General features: G+C 68.8%; 13 protein-coding genes. 5 read left to right on the top strand and 8 right to left on the bottom strand.

Annotated features, from left to right (window positions below):
- Position 1 precedes the first annotated feature (1 nt).
- The 3 genes from DMB66_RS31290 to DMB66_RS31280 form a co-directional block, all read right to left on the bottom strand.
- Positions 2-283 (bottom strand): hypothetical protein, encoded by a 282-nt coding sequence (locus tag DMB66_RS31290; protein WP_125807710.1) that lies wholly within the window; start codon positions 281-283, stop codon positions 2-4.
- Positions 273-1,202: a chlorinating enzyme gene (locus DMB66_RS31285; RefSeq protein WP_158647427.1), complete on the bottom strand. Its 930-nt coding sequence runs from the start codon at positions 1,200-1,202 to the stop codon at positions 273-275. The genes DMB66_RS31290 and DMB66_RS31285 overlap by 11 nt, the downstream gene beginning before the upstream one ends.
- A gap of 238 nt (positions 1,203-1,440) precedes the next feature.
- Positions 1,441-2,025: a response regulator transcription factor gene (locus DMB66_RS31280; RefSeq protein ID WP_125807708.1), complete on the bottom strand. Its 585-nt coding sequence runs from the start codon at positions 2,023-2,025 to the stop codon at positions 1,441-1,443.
- A 314-nt stretch (positions 2,026-2,339) separates the two neighbouring features.
- On the opposite strand from DMB66_RS31280, the gene DMB66_RS31275 reads away from it, so the two are divergent.
- Entirely contained in the window at positions 2,340-3,425 is a 1,086-nt protein-coding gene (locus DMB66_RS31275) for a branched-chain amino acid aminotransferase (RefSeq protein ID WP_125807707.1), read from the top strand.
- A gap of 149 nt (positions 3,426-3,574) precedes the next feature.
- Here the strand turns inward: DMB66_RS31275 and DMB66_RS31270 are convergent, their stop codons facing one another.
- Together DMB66_RS31270 and DMB66_RS31265 are read right to left on the bottom strand one after the other, a co-directional pair.
- Positions 3,575-4,585, bottom strand: a complete 1,011-nt coding sequence (locus tag DMB66_RS31270) for a fatty acid desaturase (protein ID WP_199752720.1) — start codon at positions 4,583-4,585, stop codon at positions 3,575-3,577.
- A gap of 17 nt (positions 4,586-4,602) precedes the next feature.
- Positions 4,603-5,394, bottom strand: a complete 792-nt coding sequence (locus tag DMB66_RS31265) for a thioesterase II family protein (RefSeq protein WP_125807706.1) — start codon at positions 5,392-5,394, stop codon at positions 4,603-4,605.
- An 81-nt stretch (positions 5,395-5,475) separates the two neighbouring features.
- Between DMB66_RS31265 and DMB66_RS31260 the strand changes: the two genes are divergently transcribed.
- Positions 5,476-6,231 carry a leucyl/phenylalanyl-tRNA--protein transferase gene (locus DMB66_RS31260; protein ID WP_125807705.1) on the top strand — a complete coding sequence of 252 codons (756 nt, stop codon included), beginning with the start codon at positions 5,476-5,478 and terminating at the stop codon, positions 6,229-6,231.
- A gap of 269 nt (positions 6,232-6,500) precedes the next feature.
- Positions 6,501-7,373: a ParB N-terminal domain-containing protein gene (locus DMB66_RS31255; RefSeq protein WP_233624977.1), complete on the top strand. Its 873-nt coding sequence runs from the start codon at positions 6,501-6,503 to the stop codon at positions 7,371-7,373.
- Positions 7,374-7,698: 325 nt separating this feature from the next.
- Here DMB66_RS31255 and DMB66_RS31245 read toward each other — a convergent pair whose 3' ends face one another.
- Genes DMB66_RS31245 through DMB66_RS31235 form a run of 3 tightly spaced genes read right to left on the bottom strand, consistent with a single transcriptional unit; the run spans position 7,699 to position 12,569 of the window.
- On the bottom strand, positions 7,699-11,025 hold the full coding sequence (locus tag DMB66_RS31245; RefSeq protein WP_125807703.1) for a non-ribosomal peptide synthetase: 3,327 nt from the start codon (positions 11,023-11,025) through the stop codon (positions 7,699-7,701).
- A 36-nt stretch (positions 11,026-11,061) separates the two neighbouring features.
- Positions 11,062-11,286, bottom strand: a complete 225-nt coding sequence (locus tag DMB66_RS31240; protein ID WP_233624976.1) for an MbtH family protein — start codon at positions 11,284-11,286, stop codon at positions 11,062-11,064.
- Positions 11,283-12,569, bottom strand: coding sequence for a cation:proton antiporter (locus tag DMB66_RS31235; RefSeq protein ID WP_125807702.1), 1,287 nt, complete (start codon positions 12,567-12,569; stop codon positions 11,283-11,285). Before DMB66_RS31235 ends, DMB66_RS31240 begins: the two co-directional genes overlap by 4 nt.
- 178 nt (positions 12,570-12,747) lie before the next feature.
- Here DMB66_RS31235 and DMB66_RS31230 point away from each other — a divergent pair, with 178 nt between their 5' ends.
- Together DMB66_RS31230 and DMB66_RS31225 are read left to right on the top strand one after the other, a co-directional pair.
- Positions 12,748-14,565, top strand: a complete 1,818-nt coding sequence (locus tag DMB66_RS31230; RefSeq protein WP_125807701.1) for a PA domain-containing protein — start codon at positions 12,748-12,750, stop codon at positions 14,563-14,565.
- 41 nt (positions 14,566-14,606) lie between these two features.
- Positions 14,607-16,148, top strand: coding sequence for an FAD-binding oxidoreductase (locus DMB66_RS31225; RefSeq protein ID WP_125807700.1), 1,542 nt, complete (start codon positions 14,607-14,609; stop codon positions 16,146-16,148).

Below are 16,148 nucleotides of genomic sequence, written 5' to 3'. Positions count from 1 at the left end.
GTCAGGACCGGGCCGGTTCGACGCCGATCGCATCGATCTCTCGGAGTACGGAGACGATGCCGTCGATGTCGTTGAGCCGGGGGACCCATTCCGGGCGGACTGTGATGGTGCCGTCCGTGTACTTCTTGATGTAGTTCATCAGCACGATGATCATGTTCAGCGAGCTGATGCCCAGTTCCTGCCGCGATTGCGCCCGGACGACCTGCTCGTAGGTGAGACCGTTGCCGACAGGTTGAGTCGCGAGGATCTCGGCGAACCTCTGCCGGTGGTCGTCAGTGGCCATCGGACTCGACCTTCGGGAAGGGGAAGCCGTTGAGGTTCTCCTGGTACATCCGGTTGTGGCCGTACTTGTCCTCGCCGGACACCAGGACGCATCCGTGGTAGTCGAGGTCGATCGAGTCGCCGAACCCGCTGAGACGGTCGATGTGCTCGTAGACCCGCACGGACGGCGAGACGTAACGCGACGCCAACCCCACGCGCCTGGTGGCACTCGTGTTGGGGTGCGAGCCGTGGACGCACTTGGCCAGGAAGATGACGAACTGGCCGGGCTTCAACTCCATGTCGACGATCTCGTGACTGTCCGGATCCCAGTCCTTGTCAAGCTTGAGCTCTGAGTAGTCGTAGCCGAAGAAGTCGTGGGCCTTGCTCTCGACGTTGTACGTCATCGGCTTCGACTCGTCGTAGTACCACTGTTTGTGGCTGCCGGGCAGGAAGCGTAGGCAGCCGTGCTCCTTGTCCGCCTCGGAGAAGGCCGCCCAGACGGTTAGCTCCTGCGTGGCGGCCGTGGACTCCTCGGTGTAGCGCAGCGAGGGATACGAGACGGTTTCCGCCTCGTTGTACACAGTGAATGCCTCGACCTGGTGCCAGCCCGTTCCCGAGTCGCCGGGCTCCTTCTCGAAGATGTTCGTCTTCCAGCACATGATGTCGTCGCCCATGAGGCTCTGCAGCTTGTGGACGATCGTCGGGTGGGCGATATGCCGGGACAGCGCTTCACAGTCGAGATGGCGGTCGTAGTTGATGACGGTCGAGTCGTGCGGCTTGTTCTCGGACGTGACCATATCGATCATGGCCTGGCTCCAGACCAGCGGAGCCTCTTCCTCGGAGTAGAGGTCGAAGGGGCCGATGAACCCGTTCTCCGTGAAGAACTGGACTTGTTCGGCCGTCAGACCCTGGGTCACCTTTTGGACAACGCTTTCAGTCACCGTGATTCCTCCTCGTAATGACCGTGATCGCTGCTCGGACGTGTCTGACCTCAGCCGACGCGTTGAGCACACCGTAGGGTTCGGCGGCTGGGCCGTCTTGTCACCGGAACCAGGGTCGAGCCGCCGCCCCCGGGATGGATGCCGTGCGCGTCACCGGGCGGCGTCATGCGACCTCCCTGATGAGCGACACGGTCTCCGATCGTTGGGGCAACCGGGTGTTTCGGCTCTCGGCGGCAGGTCAGCCGAGCAGCGCAGCCCGGGTGAGTTCCGCCTTGTTGCCAACGCCGAGCTTGGCCCGGATGCGCTTGACATAGGTGTCGACCGTATGCGGGCTGATCTCCAACCGGGTGGCGATCTGACCGTGGGTCAGGCCACGGGAGATCTGCCGCAGCACCTGCGCCTCGCGCTTGGACAGGTGGTCGCCCAATGTGTCGGCATGCAACGCGGTGGGCTCGCCACCGGACTCGGTCGGCCAGACGCGGCTTCCGGACGTCACCGCCCGGATCGCGCCGATGATGCCCTCGCAGGACTCCATTTTGCTCACGACCCCCAACGCTCCGGCCCGTAGGTACATCTCGGCCTCGACGCAGCCCGAGTTGCTGAGGACCAGGACCGCCGCGCTCTTGGCCACCTCGGTGATATGCGTCAGGTCGTGGGGTATCCGAAGCGCGTCAACGTCGATCACAGCTGCATCCGCGAGGCGGGACGCGTCCACTGTGGGCGAGGTTCGCATGGCGACGACCTTGATGCCGGCCTTGGTCAGCGTGTCGACCAGGCCGATGACAAAGATGGGTGAATTGCCGAGAATATCGGTGCGGATCATTTCGCCCCCCGCGACTGGATCTCTGCGCCGGTCGCTGCCGGCACAACCGCCGGCAGCCGTCTTCTTGGTCGTTCAGCAACTCCTTCTTCCGTCGTCCATGATGGCCGAACACAGCCACCCGCGCACGAACGCAGGGAGTCGATCAAAGGTATGCTCCGACGCTAGCAAAGCGAATCAACCGAACGCTTGTCGCTGCTTTCGGGGACCAGTCAAAGCGAAACCGCATGGTGCCACGGCGTAGGCGGCGGCCTGAGCGAACGGTAAGCTCCCGGCCAGGCGTGATCGCACCTTGACACATCCCAGGGGTGAAGCTCATGAGCAGCCTTGAGTTCGAAACTCGACAGAACGCCACCCCCGTCGCCGTGGCCGAACGGGAGGCGCTGCTGGCGAACCTGGTCTTCGGGCGGACCTTCACAGACCACATGGTGTCGATCAGTTATTCCGATGGCAAGGGCTGGTCCGATGCCCGACTCGAGCCCTATGCCCCGCTGCGGATGGACCCGGCCACCGCGGTGCTGCACTACGCCCAGTCAGTCTTCGAGGGGCTGAAGGCATACCGCGCGCCCGACGGCGGGGTCGTGATGTTCCGGCCCGACGCCAACGCCGCGCGGTTCGCCAGGTCCGCCGAGCGCATGGCGATGCCGCCGCTGCCGCCGGAGCTGTTCCTTCATTCGCTGCGAGTTCTCATCGAGCAGGACCGGGATTGGGTTCCGGGCAGCGGGGAGTCCAGCCTCTACCTGCGGCCGATCCAGTACGCCTCCGAGGTGTACCTGGGGGTGCGGCCGGCGTTGGAGTACCAGTTCCTGGTGCTGGCCTCGCCGGTCGGGGCGATCTTCGCCGGTGGGGCCAAGCCGTGCTCGATCTGGCTGGAGCGGGAGTACAACCGGTCGGGCCCCGGCGGCACCGGTGCAGCCAAATGCGGGGGCAACTACGCCTCCAGTCTGCTGGCCCAGGCTGAGGCCATGCGGCACGGCTGCGAGCAGGTGGTCTTCCTCGACGCCACGGAGCACCGGTACTTCGAGGAGCTCGGCGGCATGAATGTCTTCTTCGTGCTCGGGGACACGCTGGTCACCCCGCCTCTGACCGACACGATCCTGCCGGGTATCACCCGGGACTCGGTCATCACCCTGGCCCGGCACCGCGGGCTCACCGTCCAGGAGCGGTTGTACTCGATCGACGAGTTCCGGTCCGACGCCGCGAGCGGTGCGCTGACGGAGATGTTCGGCTGCGGTACGGCGGCAGTGATCATGCCGATCGCCCGGCTGGTGTCCGCTGATGGCGAGATCGTCGTGGGTGACGGTGGGTCGGGGCGGGTGACGACGTCGCTGCGCTCCGCCCTGCTGGATATCCAGTACTGCCGTGCCGAGGACGAGTTCGGCTGGGTCCAGCGCATCGTCTGACCCCACGCCGCCGGCGACGGTCATGTGGGAAGTTTCCGGGCGGCGGGGATACCGTGGCCGGGGGCGGTAGATTTTGTAGTCCCCGGCATCGGCGGCAAGCTCGATCGGCGTGGCGCCCCGGCCGTGTTAGACCACGACCACTGGGCTGGTTATGGGCGGGCGAGCGCGGGACCGGTGTGGTCCCGCCGCGGGGGCAGCGATCGGTAGATCTGCTCCAGGCCACCCAGGGCGCCGCCGAGCCGGGGCAGGGCCGCGTACACCGGGTCGCGGCGCAGGATCGCGTCGACCTCGCGCAGCCGCCACATCGGCGTCCGGGGGTACAGGTGGTGGACCAGGTGGAAGCCTTCGCCGTCCTTCTCACCCAGCAGGAACCGGGTGCCCAGTCCGTAGACCCGGTTCCAGGTCATGTAGATGTCGATCCGGGGGGCCGTCTCGATGATCGGAAAGTGCTCCATCAGCTCCGCCACCGCGCCGATCCACACCTGCGTGGTGACGAGCGGCACGAACCAGAGCAGCAGCAGCCAGGGCCACCAGCCGCCCAGGACGGCCCAGGCGAGCACCGCCGCCAGCAGGGTCACCCGGAGCACCCGCTCGGCCGGGTGCTCGCTGGCTGTCATGATGCGGTGCCGCAGCAGGTATAGCACGTACGAGGCGGTCGCCCGAGGCGTTATGACGCGCCACAGGTACCGGCGCAGCGCCCGGCGGCTCAGGTCGTCCCCGCACAGCCCGTTGTCCCGGTACTGGCGGTAGTCCGGGTCCCGCTCCGGGTCACCCAGTCGGCCGTGGTGCTCGCCGAGATGTGAGGCCCGGTAGCCGGTGTAGCTCTGCAGCACGGGGTATCCGCCGAGGACCGCCCCGATCACGTTGCCGACCCGATGGTTATCCATGAACGCCCGGTGCGTGGCCATGTGCAGCATGCCGGCGATGCCCCGCTGCCGGCCGCCGATGAAGAATATCGCCACGATGTACACCGGCACCCCCAGCCACCAGGGGGTGTGCCGCCACGCCAGCACCGACGCCGCGCACCAGACAGCGATCCAGGTCCAATGCTCGACGGCCTCCAGCGGGCCGTGCCAGTTGTCCGGTCGGGACGCCGCCCGGACCGCGGCGCGGATGTCCGGCGCGAAGCGGTACCGCTCGGCGAGATCCGAATCGGCCACGGTCCTTCCTCCTTCGCTCACAGGCGTCTAACTGAGGCGTTTCCCCATTTAGACATCCGGGTCAGGATGTCGGCAACCAGCTCGGCCTCCCGGGGCTGGAGGTAGAAGTGATCGCCGTCGAAGCGCCGCCAGGCGGCCCGGCCGGAGGTCAGCTCGCCCCAGGAGGCCAGCTGGGCAGGCACGTCGGCGGTACCGTCGCTGCCCGCGTAGGCGACGATCGGGCAACGCAGCCGCGCCGGATCGCGGCGGCGGTAGGACAGCACCGCCCGGACGTCGGCCAGCAGCGCCGGCAGCACGAGCTCGCGCAGCTCCGGGTGCTCGAACACCATCGGATCGGTCCAGCCGGACGCCCGGGTCTCCGCCTCGATGACCGCGTTGTCGAGCACCTCCCGGGGCGGCAGGAACCGGTGCGGGGCGAGCGTTCCGGAGACGAACAGGCCCGCCGGGCCCGGCCCGGCGCCGGCCTCCAGTCGGGCCGCGACCTCGTAGGCGACCAGGCCGCCCATGCTGTGCCCGAACAGGTACAGCGGCCGGTCGGCGTAGGGGGCCAGCGCCGCAACGAGCGCGTCGGCGATCTCCTGGACGGACCGCGCGCAGGGCTCGGCCAGCCGGTCCTGCCGGCCGGGGTACTGCACGGCGATCAGCTCGATCCGGGCCGGCAGCCGGGCGGCCCAGGAAGAGTACGCGCTGGCGGTGCCGCCGGCGTGCGGCAGACAGACCAGACGGGTCGCCGGGTCGTGGCAGGGACGCGGCCGGCGCAGCCACCGCGCCGATGCCTCGAAGGTGCTCTCTGTCGAGGATGCGGTCATGAGGGGTCCCGTCGGTCGGTGGTCGGGGGCCAGAATCGACATGTGTTTCGCTGCGAGGGATGCGTGTGGGACGGTCTTGCGATGGATAGTGCCCCGGGCGACGCGCCGGCCGCGATCGGTGGCCGCCTCGACCCGGCGACCGTCCTCGCCGGCTACCGGCACGGCGCCTTTCCGATGCCGACGGTATCCGCGGCCGAGGCCGAGGTGAACCACTTCCTGTACGAGGATTCGGTGGCGGCCGGGACGACCGCGGTGCTCGACTCGCCGCTCCCCGATCCGTTCGCGTTGACCTGGTGGTCACCGGACCCGCGCCCGGTCATCCCGTACGGGCGGCTCGCCAAGCCACGCAGCCTGATGAAGCTGTTGCGCAACCGGCTGCGCTGGACCACCACCGCGAACCAGCACTTCGACCGGGTGCTCGCCGAGTGCCGCGCGAACCGCACTCCCGAGTGGCTCACCGACGAGCTGTGCGAGTGCATGGTGGAGCTGCACAAGCTGGGTTGGGCCCACAGCGTCGAGGTCTGGGACGGCGACGAGCTGGTAGGGGGCGCCGTCGGTATCGGCGTCGGCACGGTATTCACCCTGGACACCTGCTTCCACCGGCAGACCAGCGCCTCGAAGGTGGCGCTGCTCGACATGGAGTGCCGGCTGGCCGGCACCGGCGTGACGCTGCTGGACGTCGAGTGGGACAGCGAGCAGAGCCGGCGGCTCAATGCCGGGCCAGTGCCGCGCCGGGAGTTCCTCGCCGCCCTGTCGCGCGGCGGCGATCCGGTCCCGCTGGCCGGCGGCGTGGAGGAGGTACGCCGCCTGGGCTTCCTGCGCACGCCCGCCGAGTGAGTCGTTGACCCCAAAATAGGTGAATCCCGTACGTCCGGCCGCAGGGTCAGGATGAGTGAAGGTCGTGTCTTCGCTCGACGGCCGTGGCCGTGACAAAGAACGGGGGCTCCCCAGTGTCGGTCGACACCTCTCGATCCCCAGGCGAACCCCGATCGTCCACCGATGGCCAGAGGTCCGCCGAGCCGGTCCCGGCCCGGGACAACGCCGTCGTACGGCTGCCGATCTCCGCGGTCCGCGACGCCGACTCGCCGCGCTCCGCGGGCGTGGACATGGCTCATGCGAGATCGCTGGCGCAGACGGAAGCGAAGCTGCCACCGATCGTGGTGCACCGCAGGACGATGCGGGTGATCGACGGGGCGCACCGGCTCACCGCCGCCCGGCTGCGCGGCGAGCAGGAGATCTCCGCGAAGCTGTTCGACGGCGACGACAACGAGGCGTTCCTGCTCGCCGTCCGGCTCAACGTGTCACACGGCATGCCCCTGTCGACGGCCGATCGTCGTGCAGCGGCCGTCCGGATCATCCGCGCCCAGCCGCGGCTGTCGGACCGGGCCATCGCCCTCACCGCCGGTCTGGCGGCGAAGACCATCGGATCGCTGCGCCGCGAGATCGACGGCCCGCCGGAACAGGCGCGGATCGGCCGGGACGGCCGGGTCCGGCCGATCAACGGCGCGGCCGGGCGGGGGATCGCGGCCGAGCTGATCGCCAGCCACCCGGACGCGACCCTGCGCCAGATCGCGAAGGACGCCGGCATCTCCGTGGAGACCGCGCGGAGCGTCCGAGCGCGCCTGCGGGCCGGCGAGGACCCGGTACTGGACCGGCGGACCCGGCCGGACCGCGCCGACCGGGCGGAGGACCGGCAGATGACCGTGCAGCTGCCGGAGGCGGACCCCTCCGCCGAGCTGCGGTCGCTGCTCAAGACCATGCAGCGCGATCCGTCGCTGCGCTACACCGAGTCCGGCCGGATGCTGCTGCGCTGGCTCGGTCCGCGGGTGCTGCTGACCGACGAGATCCCGCTCCCGCTACGCCACATCCCGCCGCACTCCCGGATCAACCTCGGCGCGCTGGCGAGAGCCTGTGCGGCGGCCTGGATCCAGCTCGCCATGGGGCTCGAGGACGACCAGGCGAGCGGTCAGCACGGCTGATCACGTCCATCGCCAGCGCCCGGTGTCCGGTGGGACCCAGCCGGTCCGCGGGGCCGCGTGCCGCTCGAGACGGCCAGCCGGATCCTCAGCCAGAGCCGCCGCAGATATGGCAGCGGCGTGCCGGCGCTCGCGTACGCCCCGGGCGGCAACCCGATGCGGTCCGGATGCACGCAGACCGGAATGCCGGATTCGGGTATGGTGCGAGACCCCGTCTCCGGGTCGAGGCGGGTCGACGACTTGGGCCGGTCCTCGACGTCGAACGAGCCCACCCGGAACCGCCGGGCCGGACAGGCCAGGCAGCGCGTGGAAGGCCGGTGCGGACCTGTCATTGCGGTTCGCCGTCGCTCAGGCGGGCCGCGAGGCCGGCCACGGTCGGGGCCTCGAAAAGGGTACGCAGTCTGACCGTGCGCCCGGTGAGCTCGCTGAGCCGGGTGACAATGGCGACCGCCAGCAGCGAGTGGCCGCCTAACTCGAAGAAGTTGTCGCACCGGCCGACCCGCGGCACGCCCAGCTCCTCGGCCCAGATCGCGGCGATGCGCTCCTCCAGCGGCGTGCCCGGTGGCGCGTACTCAGCCGACCCGGCCCACTCGGCCTCCTCGTCCGGCCGCGGCAGCAGCCGGCGGCTCAGCTTCCCGCTGGAGGTGCGCGGCAGGTCCGCCACCGTCTGGTAGGCGGCCGGCACCATGTAGTCCGGCAGGCGGGCGGCCAGAAAGTCGCGGAGCTCGACGGCGGACGGCGGGGCGTCCGGTGCCGGCACGACGTAGGCGACCAACCGCCGGTCCCCGACGCCGTACTGGTGGGCGGCGACAGCGCATTCGCGTACCCCCGGGCAGCCGGTGAGAACCGCCTCGATCTCGGCGACCTCCACCCGGAACCCGCGGATCTTCACCTGGTCGTCGAACCGGCCGATGAACTCCAGCCGGCCCGCGGCGTTCCAGCGGACCCGGTCGCCGGTGCGGTACATCCGGGCGCCGGCGACGAACGGGTCGGGCAGGAACCGCTCCGCCGTCAGCTCCGGGCGGCCCAGGTAGCCGCGGGCCAGCGCGATGCCGCCGACGAACAGCTCGCCGGCCACCCCGGGCGGCACCAGCCGCAGCTCGGCGTCGAGCACATAGGTTCGCACGTTGTCGAAGGGCCGGCCGATCGGTGGCAGCACAGGCCACTTCGCCGGGTCGTGGTCGAGCTCATGGGAGGTGGCCAGGTGCACCTCGATCGGCCCGTACTGGTTGTACAGCGTGCAGCCAGGCAGCTGCTCGAAGAAGGCCCGGACCGCCGGGGTGGTCTGAAGCTGCTCGCCCGCCGTGAGCACCGCACGCAGCGACCGCGGGATCCGGTCCAGGCGCACGGCCAGTTCGGCCAGCCCGCGCAGGGCCACGAACGGCATGAAGATCCGCTCGATCCGCTGCTCGGAGATCACGTCGAGCAGCCGTTCGAAGTCGTGCCGGACCTCCTCGCTGACCAGGACGAGCGTGTCGCCGACCGACAGCGTGGTCACCATCTCCTGGTAGAAGATGTCGAAGCTGAGCGCGGCCCACTGCAGCGTGCGTCCGCGTCCGCCGGGGCCCTGGCGCCGCTGCCACTGCGCCTGGTTGTGCAGGGCCCGGTGTGACATGGCCACGCCCTTGGGCCGGCCAGTGGACCCCGAGGTGTAGAGCACCCAGGCGATGTTGGCCGGGTCGGCCAGGTTGGGCGGTCCGGTCGCGTCGCACGGTGTGCCGAACACGTCGAGCGCCAGCACCGGCTCCGGGTCGGCGGCCCTGTCCGGTCCGTCCTGATCGCGGATCAGCAGTCGCAGGGCCGCGTCCTCGACGATCAGCTGCTGGCGGGCCATCGGGTAGGTCGGGTCGATCGGCACACAGGCTCCGCCGGCCTTGAGCACCGCCAGGTTGGCGACCACCATGTCCAGCGATCGGTGTAGCGCGATGCCGACCCGTTCGTCGGGGCCGACGCCCAGCTCGCGCAGGTGCCGGGCCAGGGCGTTCGCTCGCTGGTCCAACTCGCGGTAGGTCAGCGCCCGGCCCTCGAACACCACCGCGGTGGCGTCCGGCGCGGCGGCGACCTGCCGCTCGATCACCTGGTGCAGGCAGCTGCCGTCGTCGAACCGGTTGGCGGTGTCGTTCCAGACCTCAAGGACCTCGTGCCGCTGCGCGGCGGACATCAGCGGCAGGTCGTCGATCGACACGTCGGGTGCGGCGACGACCGCGGTGAGGAGGCTGATCAGGTAGCCGGCCAGGCGCTGCACGGTGGAGCGATCGAACAGCGCGGTCCGGTACGCCATGCCGACGTACATGTCCCCCGCCTCGGTCTCCGAGACCGAGAGCGTGAGGTCGAACATCGCCTTCGGCTCGCCCGGCTCGATCTGCGCGACGGTCAGCCCGTCGAGGAGGTCGAACGGCTCCGCCGCCAGGTAGGTGAACAGCACCTGGAAAAGCGGATGCACCGCCAGGTCCCGCTGCGGCCGGAGCTCGGCCACCAGCCGGTCGAACGGCACGTACCGGTGCTCCAGGGCCTCGACCAGCCGAGGCCGAAGCTGGCCGAGCAGCCCGGCGAAGGTCGGCTGCCCGGCCAGGTCGGCCCGCAGCACCACCGGGTTGACGAAGTGGCCGATGTTGGCGGCGACGTCGGGGTGTGCCCGCCCGTCGGCGATCATCCCGATGCTGACGTCGGTCTGCCCGCTCCACCGATACAGCAGCGTGTGAAACGCCACGAGCAGCACCATGAACAGCGTGGTGTCCTCGCGCCGGGCCAGCCGGCGCAGCCCGTCGGCCACCTCGGCGGGCACTGGCACCTCGACAATGCCACCGGCGAGGTCGGCGACCGCCGGCCGGGGCCGGTCCGTCGGCAGGTCGAAGACGTGCGGCGCGTCGGCCAGCCGCTCCTTCCAGTAGTCCAGGTGCCGCTCCGCCACGGTGCCATCCCGGCCGTGCTGCCACAGTGCGTAGTCGGCGTTCTGCATGGTCAGCTCGGGCAGCGGGGACGGGATCCCGGTCCGGTACGCCGCGTAGAGCGTGCGCAGCTCGTGGAAGAGGTGGGCGTACGAAGACCCGTCGATCACCAGGTGGTAGGAGCGGAAAACCAGCACGTGCTCGGCCGGGCCGAAGCGGATCAGCTCGGTGCAGAAGTTGCGCGCCACGGAGACGTCGAAGCGGTACTCCGCGTACATCCGCTTTCGGTCGTCCAACCACCGGTCCTGCTCGGCGGCGGACAGGCCGGACACGTCCAGGAAGGTGAAGCGGGGGTCGCCGGCCGGCTCCACCACCTGTACCCCGATCCCGTCGCGCGCGGGAAACGCGGTCCGCAGGATCTCGTGTCGCCGCATGATCTCCGTGATCGCCGAACGCAGGGCCGCCACGTCCAGATCACCAGCGATGCGGTGCAGGGACGTCTGGTTGTACGCCGGCCCCAGCAGGCCCATCTGATCGAGGAACCACATGCCCTGCTGGTGCTCGGACAGCGGAATGCTGTCCGGCCGAGCCACCGGCGCCGGGTCGGCGCGTATCGCGGAGATCAGCTCGTCGCGCCGCTCACGGAGCACCGCCAACCGCTCGCCGTCCAGTGCGCCGGCCGGCCGGTATCGCAGCCTGCCGTCCTGCAGCCACAGCTGGATGCCGGCCAAGCGCAGTTCCTCCAGGAGATCGGAAATCGCACGCACGGGCTGTCCCTTCTCTGCGGGCGGCGCGGGGTCCGCTCAGCGCACGCTTAGCGGACGCAGGTCGGTCCAGTGCTGCTCGACGTAGTCCAGACACGCCTGCCGGCTGTCCTCGCCGTACCCGATCCGCCAGCCGGCGGGTACCGCCCGGCGGCTCGGCCACAGCGAGTGCTGCTCCTCGTCGTTGACGAGCACCAGGAATCGGCCCTCCTGGTCGTCGAACGGGTTCATGGCATCGACCTCCTCCGCAACGGACGGATTCATGGCATCGACTTTCTTTCCAGCAGTGGTGTGACTGGCCGGGACTCGCGCTCCCGTGTCGCCTGCTTCGGGTAGACGAAGGACAGCAGCAGGCCCGGCATCAACGTGGTGACCAACGCCATGATGACCATCAGCGAGTACAGCCGCTGGTCCAGCAGGCCGATTTGAAGGCCGACCGCCAGCACGATCAGCTCCGTGAGCCCGCGAGTGTTGATCAGCAGGGCGAGCCCGGCGCTGTGCCGAACGGACACCCGGCACAGCCGAGCGGCCCCGAAGACGCCGGCCATCTTGCCGCCGATGGCGACCAGCAGGATCACCAGCAGCAGGCCCACCTCCCGCCAGTCCATCCCGGACAGGTTGACCGCGAAACCGGCGACCACGAAGAACAGGGGCAGCAACACCACTCGGTCGATGCGCTCGATCCACGGCAGCACGTACGCGCGCAGGGCAGCCGCGCCCGTCCGGGGCATGACCGCACCGAGCAGGAAGGCACCGAAGATCTCGTGCAGCCCCATCCACGAGGTCGCCGCGCACGACAGCACCAGGGCTGCGGCGATCGCGATCGCCAGTCCGGCATCGAGGCTCGCCCTGGCCCCCCGGCTCCGTACCGGGGTCCGGGGGGTGCGCTCCGCCAGCTTGGCCAGCAGCGGTCGCACCACCCCGACGAGGATCGCCACGAAGGGCAGGACCAGCAGCACCTGCCACGGCAGCGTGCTTCCGTGAGAGAGGGCGACCAGGACCGTGAGCATCGACCAGGCGATGACGTCACCGACCGCGGCCGTAGCGAGCGCCAACCCGCCGATGGGAGTGTCGATCAGGTCGCGGTCGGTCAGGATCCGGGCCAGGACGGGAAACGCGGTGACCGACATCGCCGTACCGACGAAGAGGCAGAAGAGAACCGCGGTCCGGCCGGTCCGGTCGCCGACGATGCCGATCGCGAACAGGGTGCCGAGCACGAACGGCACGACCATCGAGCCGAGCGACAGCGCGACGGCGATTCGGCCCTGCCCGCGCAGGCCGCCGTCGGCCAGGTGCAGCCCCACGAGGAACATGAAGACGCAGATCCCGACGGTCGCCAGCATCTTGAGCGCCGGGCGGATGTCGGTCGGGAACAGCTCACTGGTGATCGCGCCGTGGAACAGGGTCGGACCGAGCAGGATGCCACCGACGATCTCGCCGATCACCTCCGGCTGCCCGAACCGCCGGCACAGGAGCCCGAGCAGCCGGGCCACCACAATGATCACGAGAATAGCGAGGACGAGCGTCGCGAGCGTACCGATGTCCACGCGTCCGTCTCCCGATTCGCCCTCTATTTGAGATGGACCTTAGGCCGCGCCACCCGGGGCATCGCAGTCACGTGAACCGGCGACGGGACAGCCCCGGCCGCCGACGGCATCCTTCCGTTGGACGGCACGCGTGGTTGGACGGCACGCGTGGTCGGGAGGCACACATGGGAGGGCACACATGACCGGCACGGATGTGGTCCAGGGCGAGGGCTTCGTCTGGCGCGCTCGGGAGCTTGACGGGCACCTGCCGTCCGTCTCGTACGGGGTGACGCTGGTGGGTAAGGCCACGGTCACCAACCCGTCGGGTGCGGGCCTCGCGCGTCACATCGCGGACGTGGCCGCCTACGGCGATTACGCGTTCCTCACGGTATACCGGCATCCGACGTGTGTGCGGACAGGCGCCTACGTCATGAACATCAGCGACCCGAAAGCGCCCTTCGAGGTCGAGAGCGCGTTCATCGAGACCACGAATGGCAACTACGTCGGCGAGGGTCCGTGCGTGATCGAGATCGCCAACGAGTACTTCAGTGGTGCGCTGTTCATCCACCCCCACGAACACTACATCCTGGCCGATGCACCCGATCCGACCGAGCCGCGCCAGCGGGGTGGCATCAGCATCTGGGACGTTTCCGACCCAGAGAATGCCCAGCTCCTCGCCGCCCACGCCGGCGACTACACGGATTCGCACAATGAGCCGGCGGACCAGGCCCTGGCGGCGTACTACACCTGCGCCTGGACGGACAGCTCCACCAGCCGCACCTACGTCAGTTTCGTCACCGACAAGCCCACCACCGACATCGTCATCATGGAGATCACTGATCCCCGTAACCCGGTGATGGTCAACGCCCTTGACCTGAGGATTGCACCGTTCCATGTGACCGGAGACCCTTCGAAGGGCCTCATCTCGGTGTTCGGGCACGCCGTCGACGTACGCCGGGTCGGCGACCGGTACGTCATGACCGCGACTTACTGGGATGGCGGGTACGTGCTGCTCGACGTCACCGACCCGACGCCGGGCAACGTCTCGCTGATTGCCCGGACCGAGTACGCCGAATTCGACGAGGAGCGTGCCAAGCGCGGGCAACAGATCTGGCCGGAGGGCAACGCCAACCATCACGACCTCTCGCCCGACGCCGAGTATCTGGTGGGCGCCGACGAGAACATCGAAGCCTATCGCCTTTTCGGCACGATCACATCGGGCCCGCACGCCGGCACCGAGTACGTCGCGGCCTGGAGCTCGGGTTCGGCGCCGGTCAATGCCGACCACCCCATCTCTGGTACGCCCACCTTTGTCGGCTCCGGCTGCCCCGGCACCGTGCCGCCCGGGCGCGGGATCGCGCTCATCGAGCGTGACGCCTCGATCCTGACCGGCGGGTCGGCCCCGGGATGCGCGTTCCAGGAGAAGCTGGATGCCATCACCGCGGCCGGCTACAGCGCTGGCATCATCTTCAACCACCAGGGGCCGGACGCTATGCAGCAGTTCCCCACGGCGGCCAGGGGAACGATCCCGCTGATGTTCGTCAACCGCCTGACGGGTCTGCGGCTTCTCGGCGTGCCCGACGTAACCGAGGAGACCGCCGGCCACACCCCGACACCGGCTAATCCAGAGATCTGCGCGACCGATGTCAAGTCGGAGTTCGTAGGCTGGGGCTACCTCCGGCTGTACAAGACGGACATCCCGGGCAGCGGCACCGGCTCGGTCACCCAGATCGACACGTACGCCATCCCCGAGTCACAGGACCCGAGGTACGCCACCGGTTTCGGCGACTTCTCGGCGTCGCACGTGGCGATCGACCCCGATCGCCGGCTGGTGTACGTGACCTTCTTCGCCGGTGGCCTCCGGGTGCTGAGCTACGGCAGCGATGGCCTGCGGGAGGTCGGCGCCTTCCGCGAGCCCGGCATCGACTTCTGGGGCGTCAAAGTCCACAAGATCGGTGAGAAGAACTACGTCCTGGTCTCCGACCGGAACTTCGGCCTCTACATCTTCGACTTCTGATCACGCGCCGAGTGACATCATCCAAATCTGAGGAGCCCGGGGTGTCCAATCCGACCATGAGGTCGTCTGATCTCGTATTCGCCGCTGGCGCCAAGAGGCCGACCAAGGCTGATGTGGTGATCATCGGCAACGGCGCGCTCGGCATGTTTCTTGCTGACGAGTTGATCGGGCGCCAGGTCGGATCAGTGGTGGTAGTGGGTCCGAGCCATCGCGACACGGGCGCCAGCCAGGCGGCCGGTGCGATGCTCGGCTGTTTCGGTGAGACCACGACCGAATCGCTGCGGACCGACGCCGCGCGGACGAGGTTCGAGCTCGGCATATCCGCCCATGACAAATGGCCCGAGACGCTGCGGCGGCTCGATGAGTTCGCGCCATCCGACCGGCCGCTGCAGACAACGACGGAATCGCACATCATCCTGAACTCCGTCGGAGCCGAATTGGACACGGTGAACTTCGCCGCGATAATCGACGCCCTCGACCAGTACGAGAAGCCGTGGAAGGAGGTCGACCCGACCGACATCCCCGGTTACAACCCCCGGACGGAGTCGCGCGCATTGCGTGCCATTCATCTGCCGACGGAGGGGGCCGTGGATGCTCGCGGGGTGCTGGCGTCGCTGGAACGCCGATTGCGGCATGGCGGAGCGTTCCTTCTCGATCAGACGGTAAAGAGGCTGGTCGGCAGCGACGAGGCGGTGACCGCGGTCGAGCTGGACGACGGCCATCTCATCGAAGCCGGCGCTGTCGTCGTGGCCGCCGGCATCCACAGTGAGTCGCTGGTGCGAACCGTGTTCGACGTACCCGATCTGGTGCCGACCTTTCCGGGGCTCGGCTTCGCGATGATCGCCAAGCGGACGGGGGGTGAACCGTTCACCAGCGTGGTTCGGACGCCGAATCGCGGTTTCGCCTGCGGTCTGCACGTGGTGCCGCAAGGCGGCGGGCTGGAGTACTACGGCGCGACCAACCGCTTGGTGAACACCATCTCCAGTGTCACCTGGATGGCCGACGTCCGCTTCTTGGCCCAGTACTCGATGCACCAGCTCGACGAGCGGGCAGCCACCCACGAGGTCACGAAATGGTGCACCGGCAACCGCCCCGTCACGCTCGACGGATTCCCGTTGGTCGGCTGGATGCCACCCTCGGGCCTGTATCTGATGACGGGCACCTACCGTGACGGCTTCCACTGTGCGCCCCTGCTGGCCGAGCACGTCGCCAATGAACTGCAGGGAAAGTCCGGAATCATCGACTCGATTTTCCAGCCGATGCGCAAGCCAGTGGCGACCAGGACCGTAGAATGGTCGATCGATGAATATGTCACACACAGCCTCGCCGCCTGGTTCGAGACCGGCGCGCAGGCCGCACCGCAGATGACGACCTCGCAGCTCACCGACTACTACCGGAACATGGCCGTGCAGACCTATGAGCAACTCGGCGTCGATTACGGCCTGGGCCCCGACATTCTCTGGTACGCACAGGGGAACCTGCATGGTGCACGTCGTATCGCGCGCTATCTGCGTACCTTCAAGGGCGACGGCGACGTGGCCCAACCGGCTGGGGCCACAACCGGCAACCCCGGGACGCGGTAG

Source organism: Actinoplanes sp. ATCC 53533 (assembly GCF_003947245.1).
This window is presented reverse-complemented; position numbering and strand designations above follow the sequence as displayed.

Excerpts from the sequence above, each read along its gene's own strand:
- DMB66_RS31265 (WP_125807706.1), bottom strand. The coding sequence starts at position 5,394 with ATGACCGCATCCTCGACAGAGAGCACCTTCGAGGCATCGGCGCGGTGG.
- DMB66_RS31280 (WP_125807708.1), bottom strand. The coding sequence starts at position 2,025 with ATGATCCGCACCGATATTCTCGGCAATTCACCCATCTTTGTCATCGGC.
- DMB66_RS31240 (WP_233624976.1), bottom strand. The coding sequence starts at position 11,286 with ATGAATCCGTCCGTTGCGGAGGAGGTCGATGCCATGAACCCGTTCGAC.
- DMB66_RS31260 (WP_125807705.1), top strand. The coding sequence starts at position 5,476 with ATGGATAGTGCCCCGGGCGACGCGCCGGCCGCGATCGGTGGCCGCCTC.
- DMB66_RS31230 (WP_125807701.1), top strand. The coding sequence starts at position 12,748 with ATGACCGGCACGGATGTGGTCCAGGGCGAGGGCTTCGTCTGGCGCGCT.
- DMB66_RS31255 (WP_233624977.1), top strand. The coding sequence starts at position 6,501 with ATGGCTCATGCGAGATCGCTGGCGCAGACGGAAGCGAAGCTGCCACCG.
- DMB66_RS31275 (WP_125807707.1), top strand. The coding sequence starts at position 2,340 with ATGAGCAGCCTTGAGTTCGAAACTCGACAGAACGCCACCCCCGTCGCC.
- DMB66_RS31290 (WP_125807710.1), bottom strand. The coding sequence starts at position 283 with ATGGCCACTGACGACCACCGGCAGAGGTTCGCCGAGATCCTCGCGACT.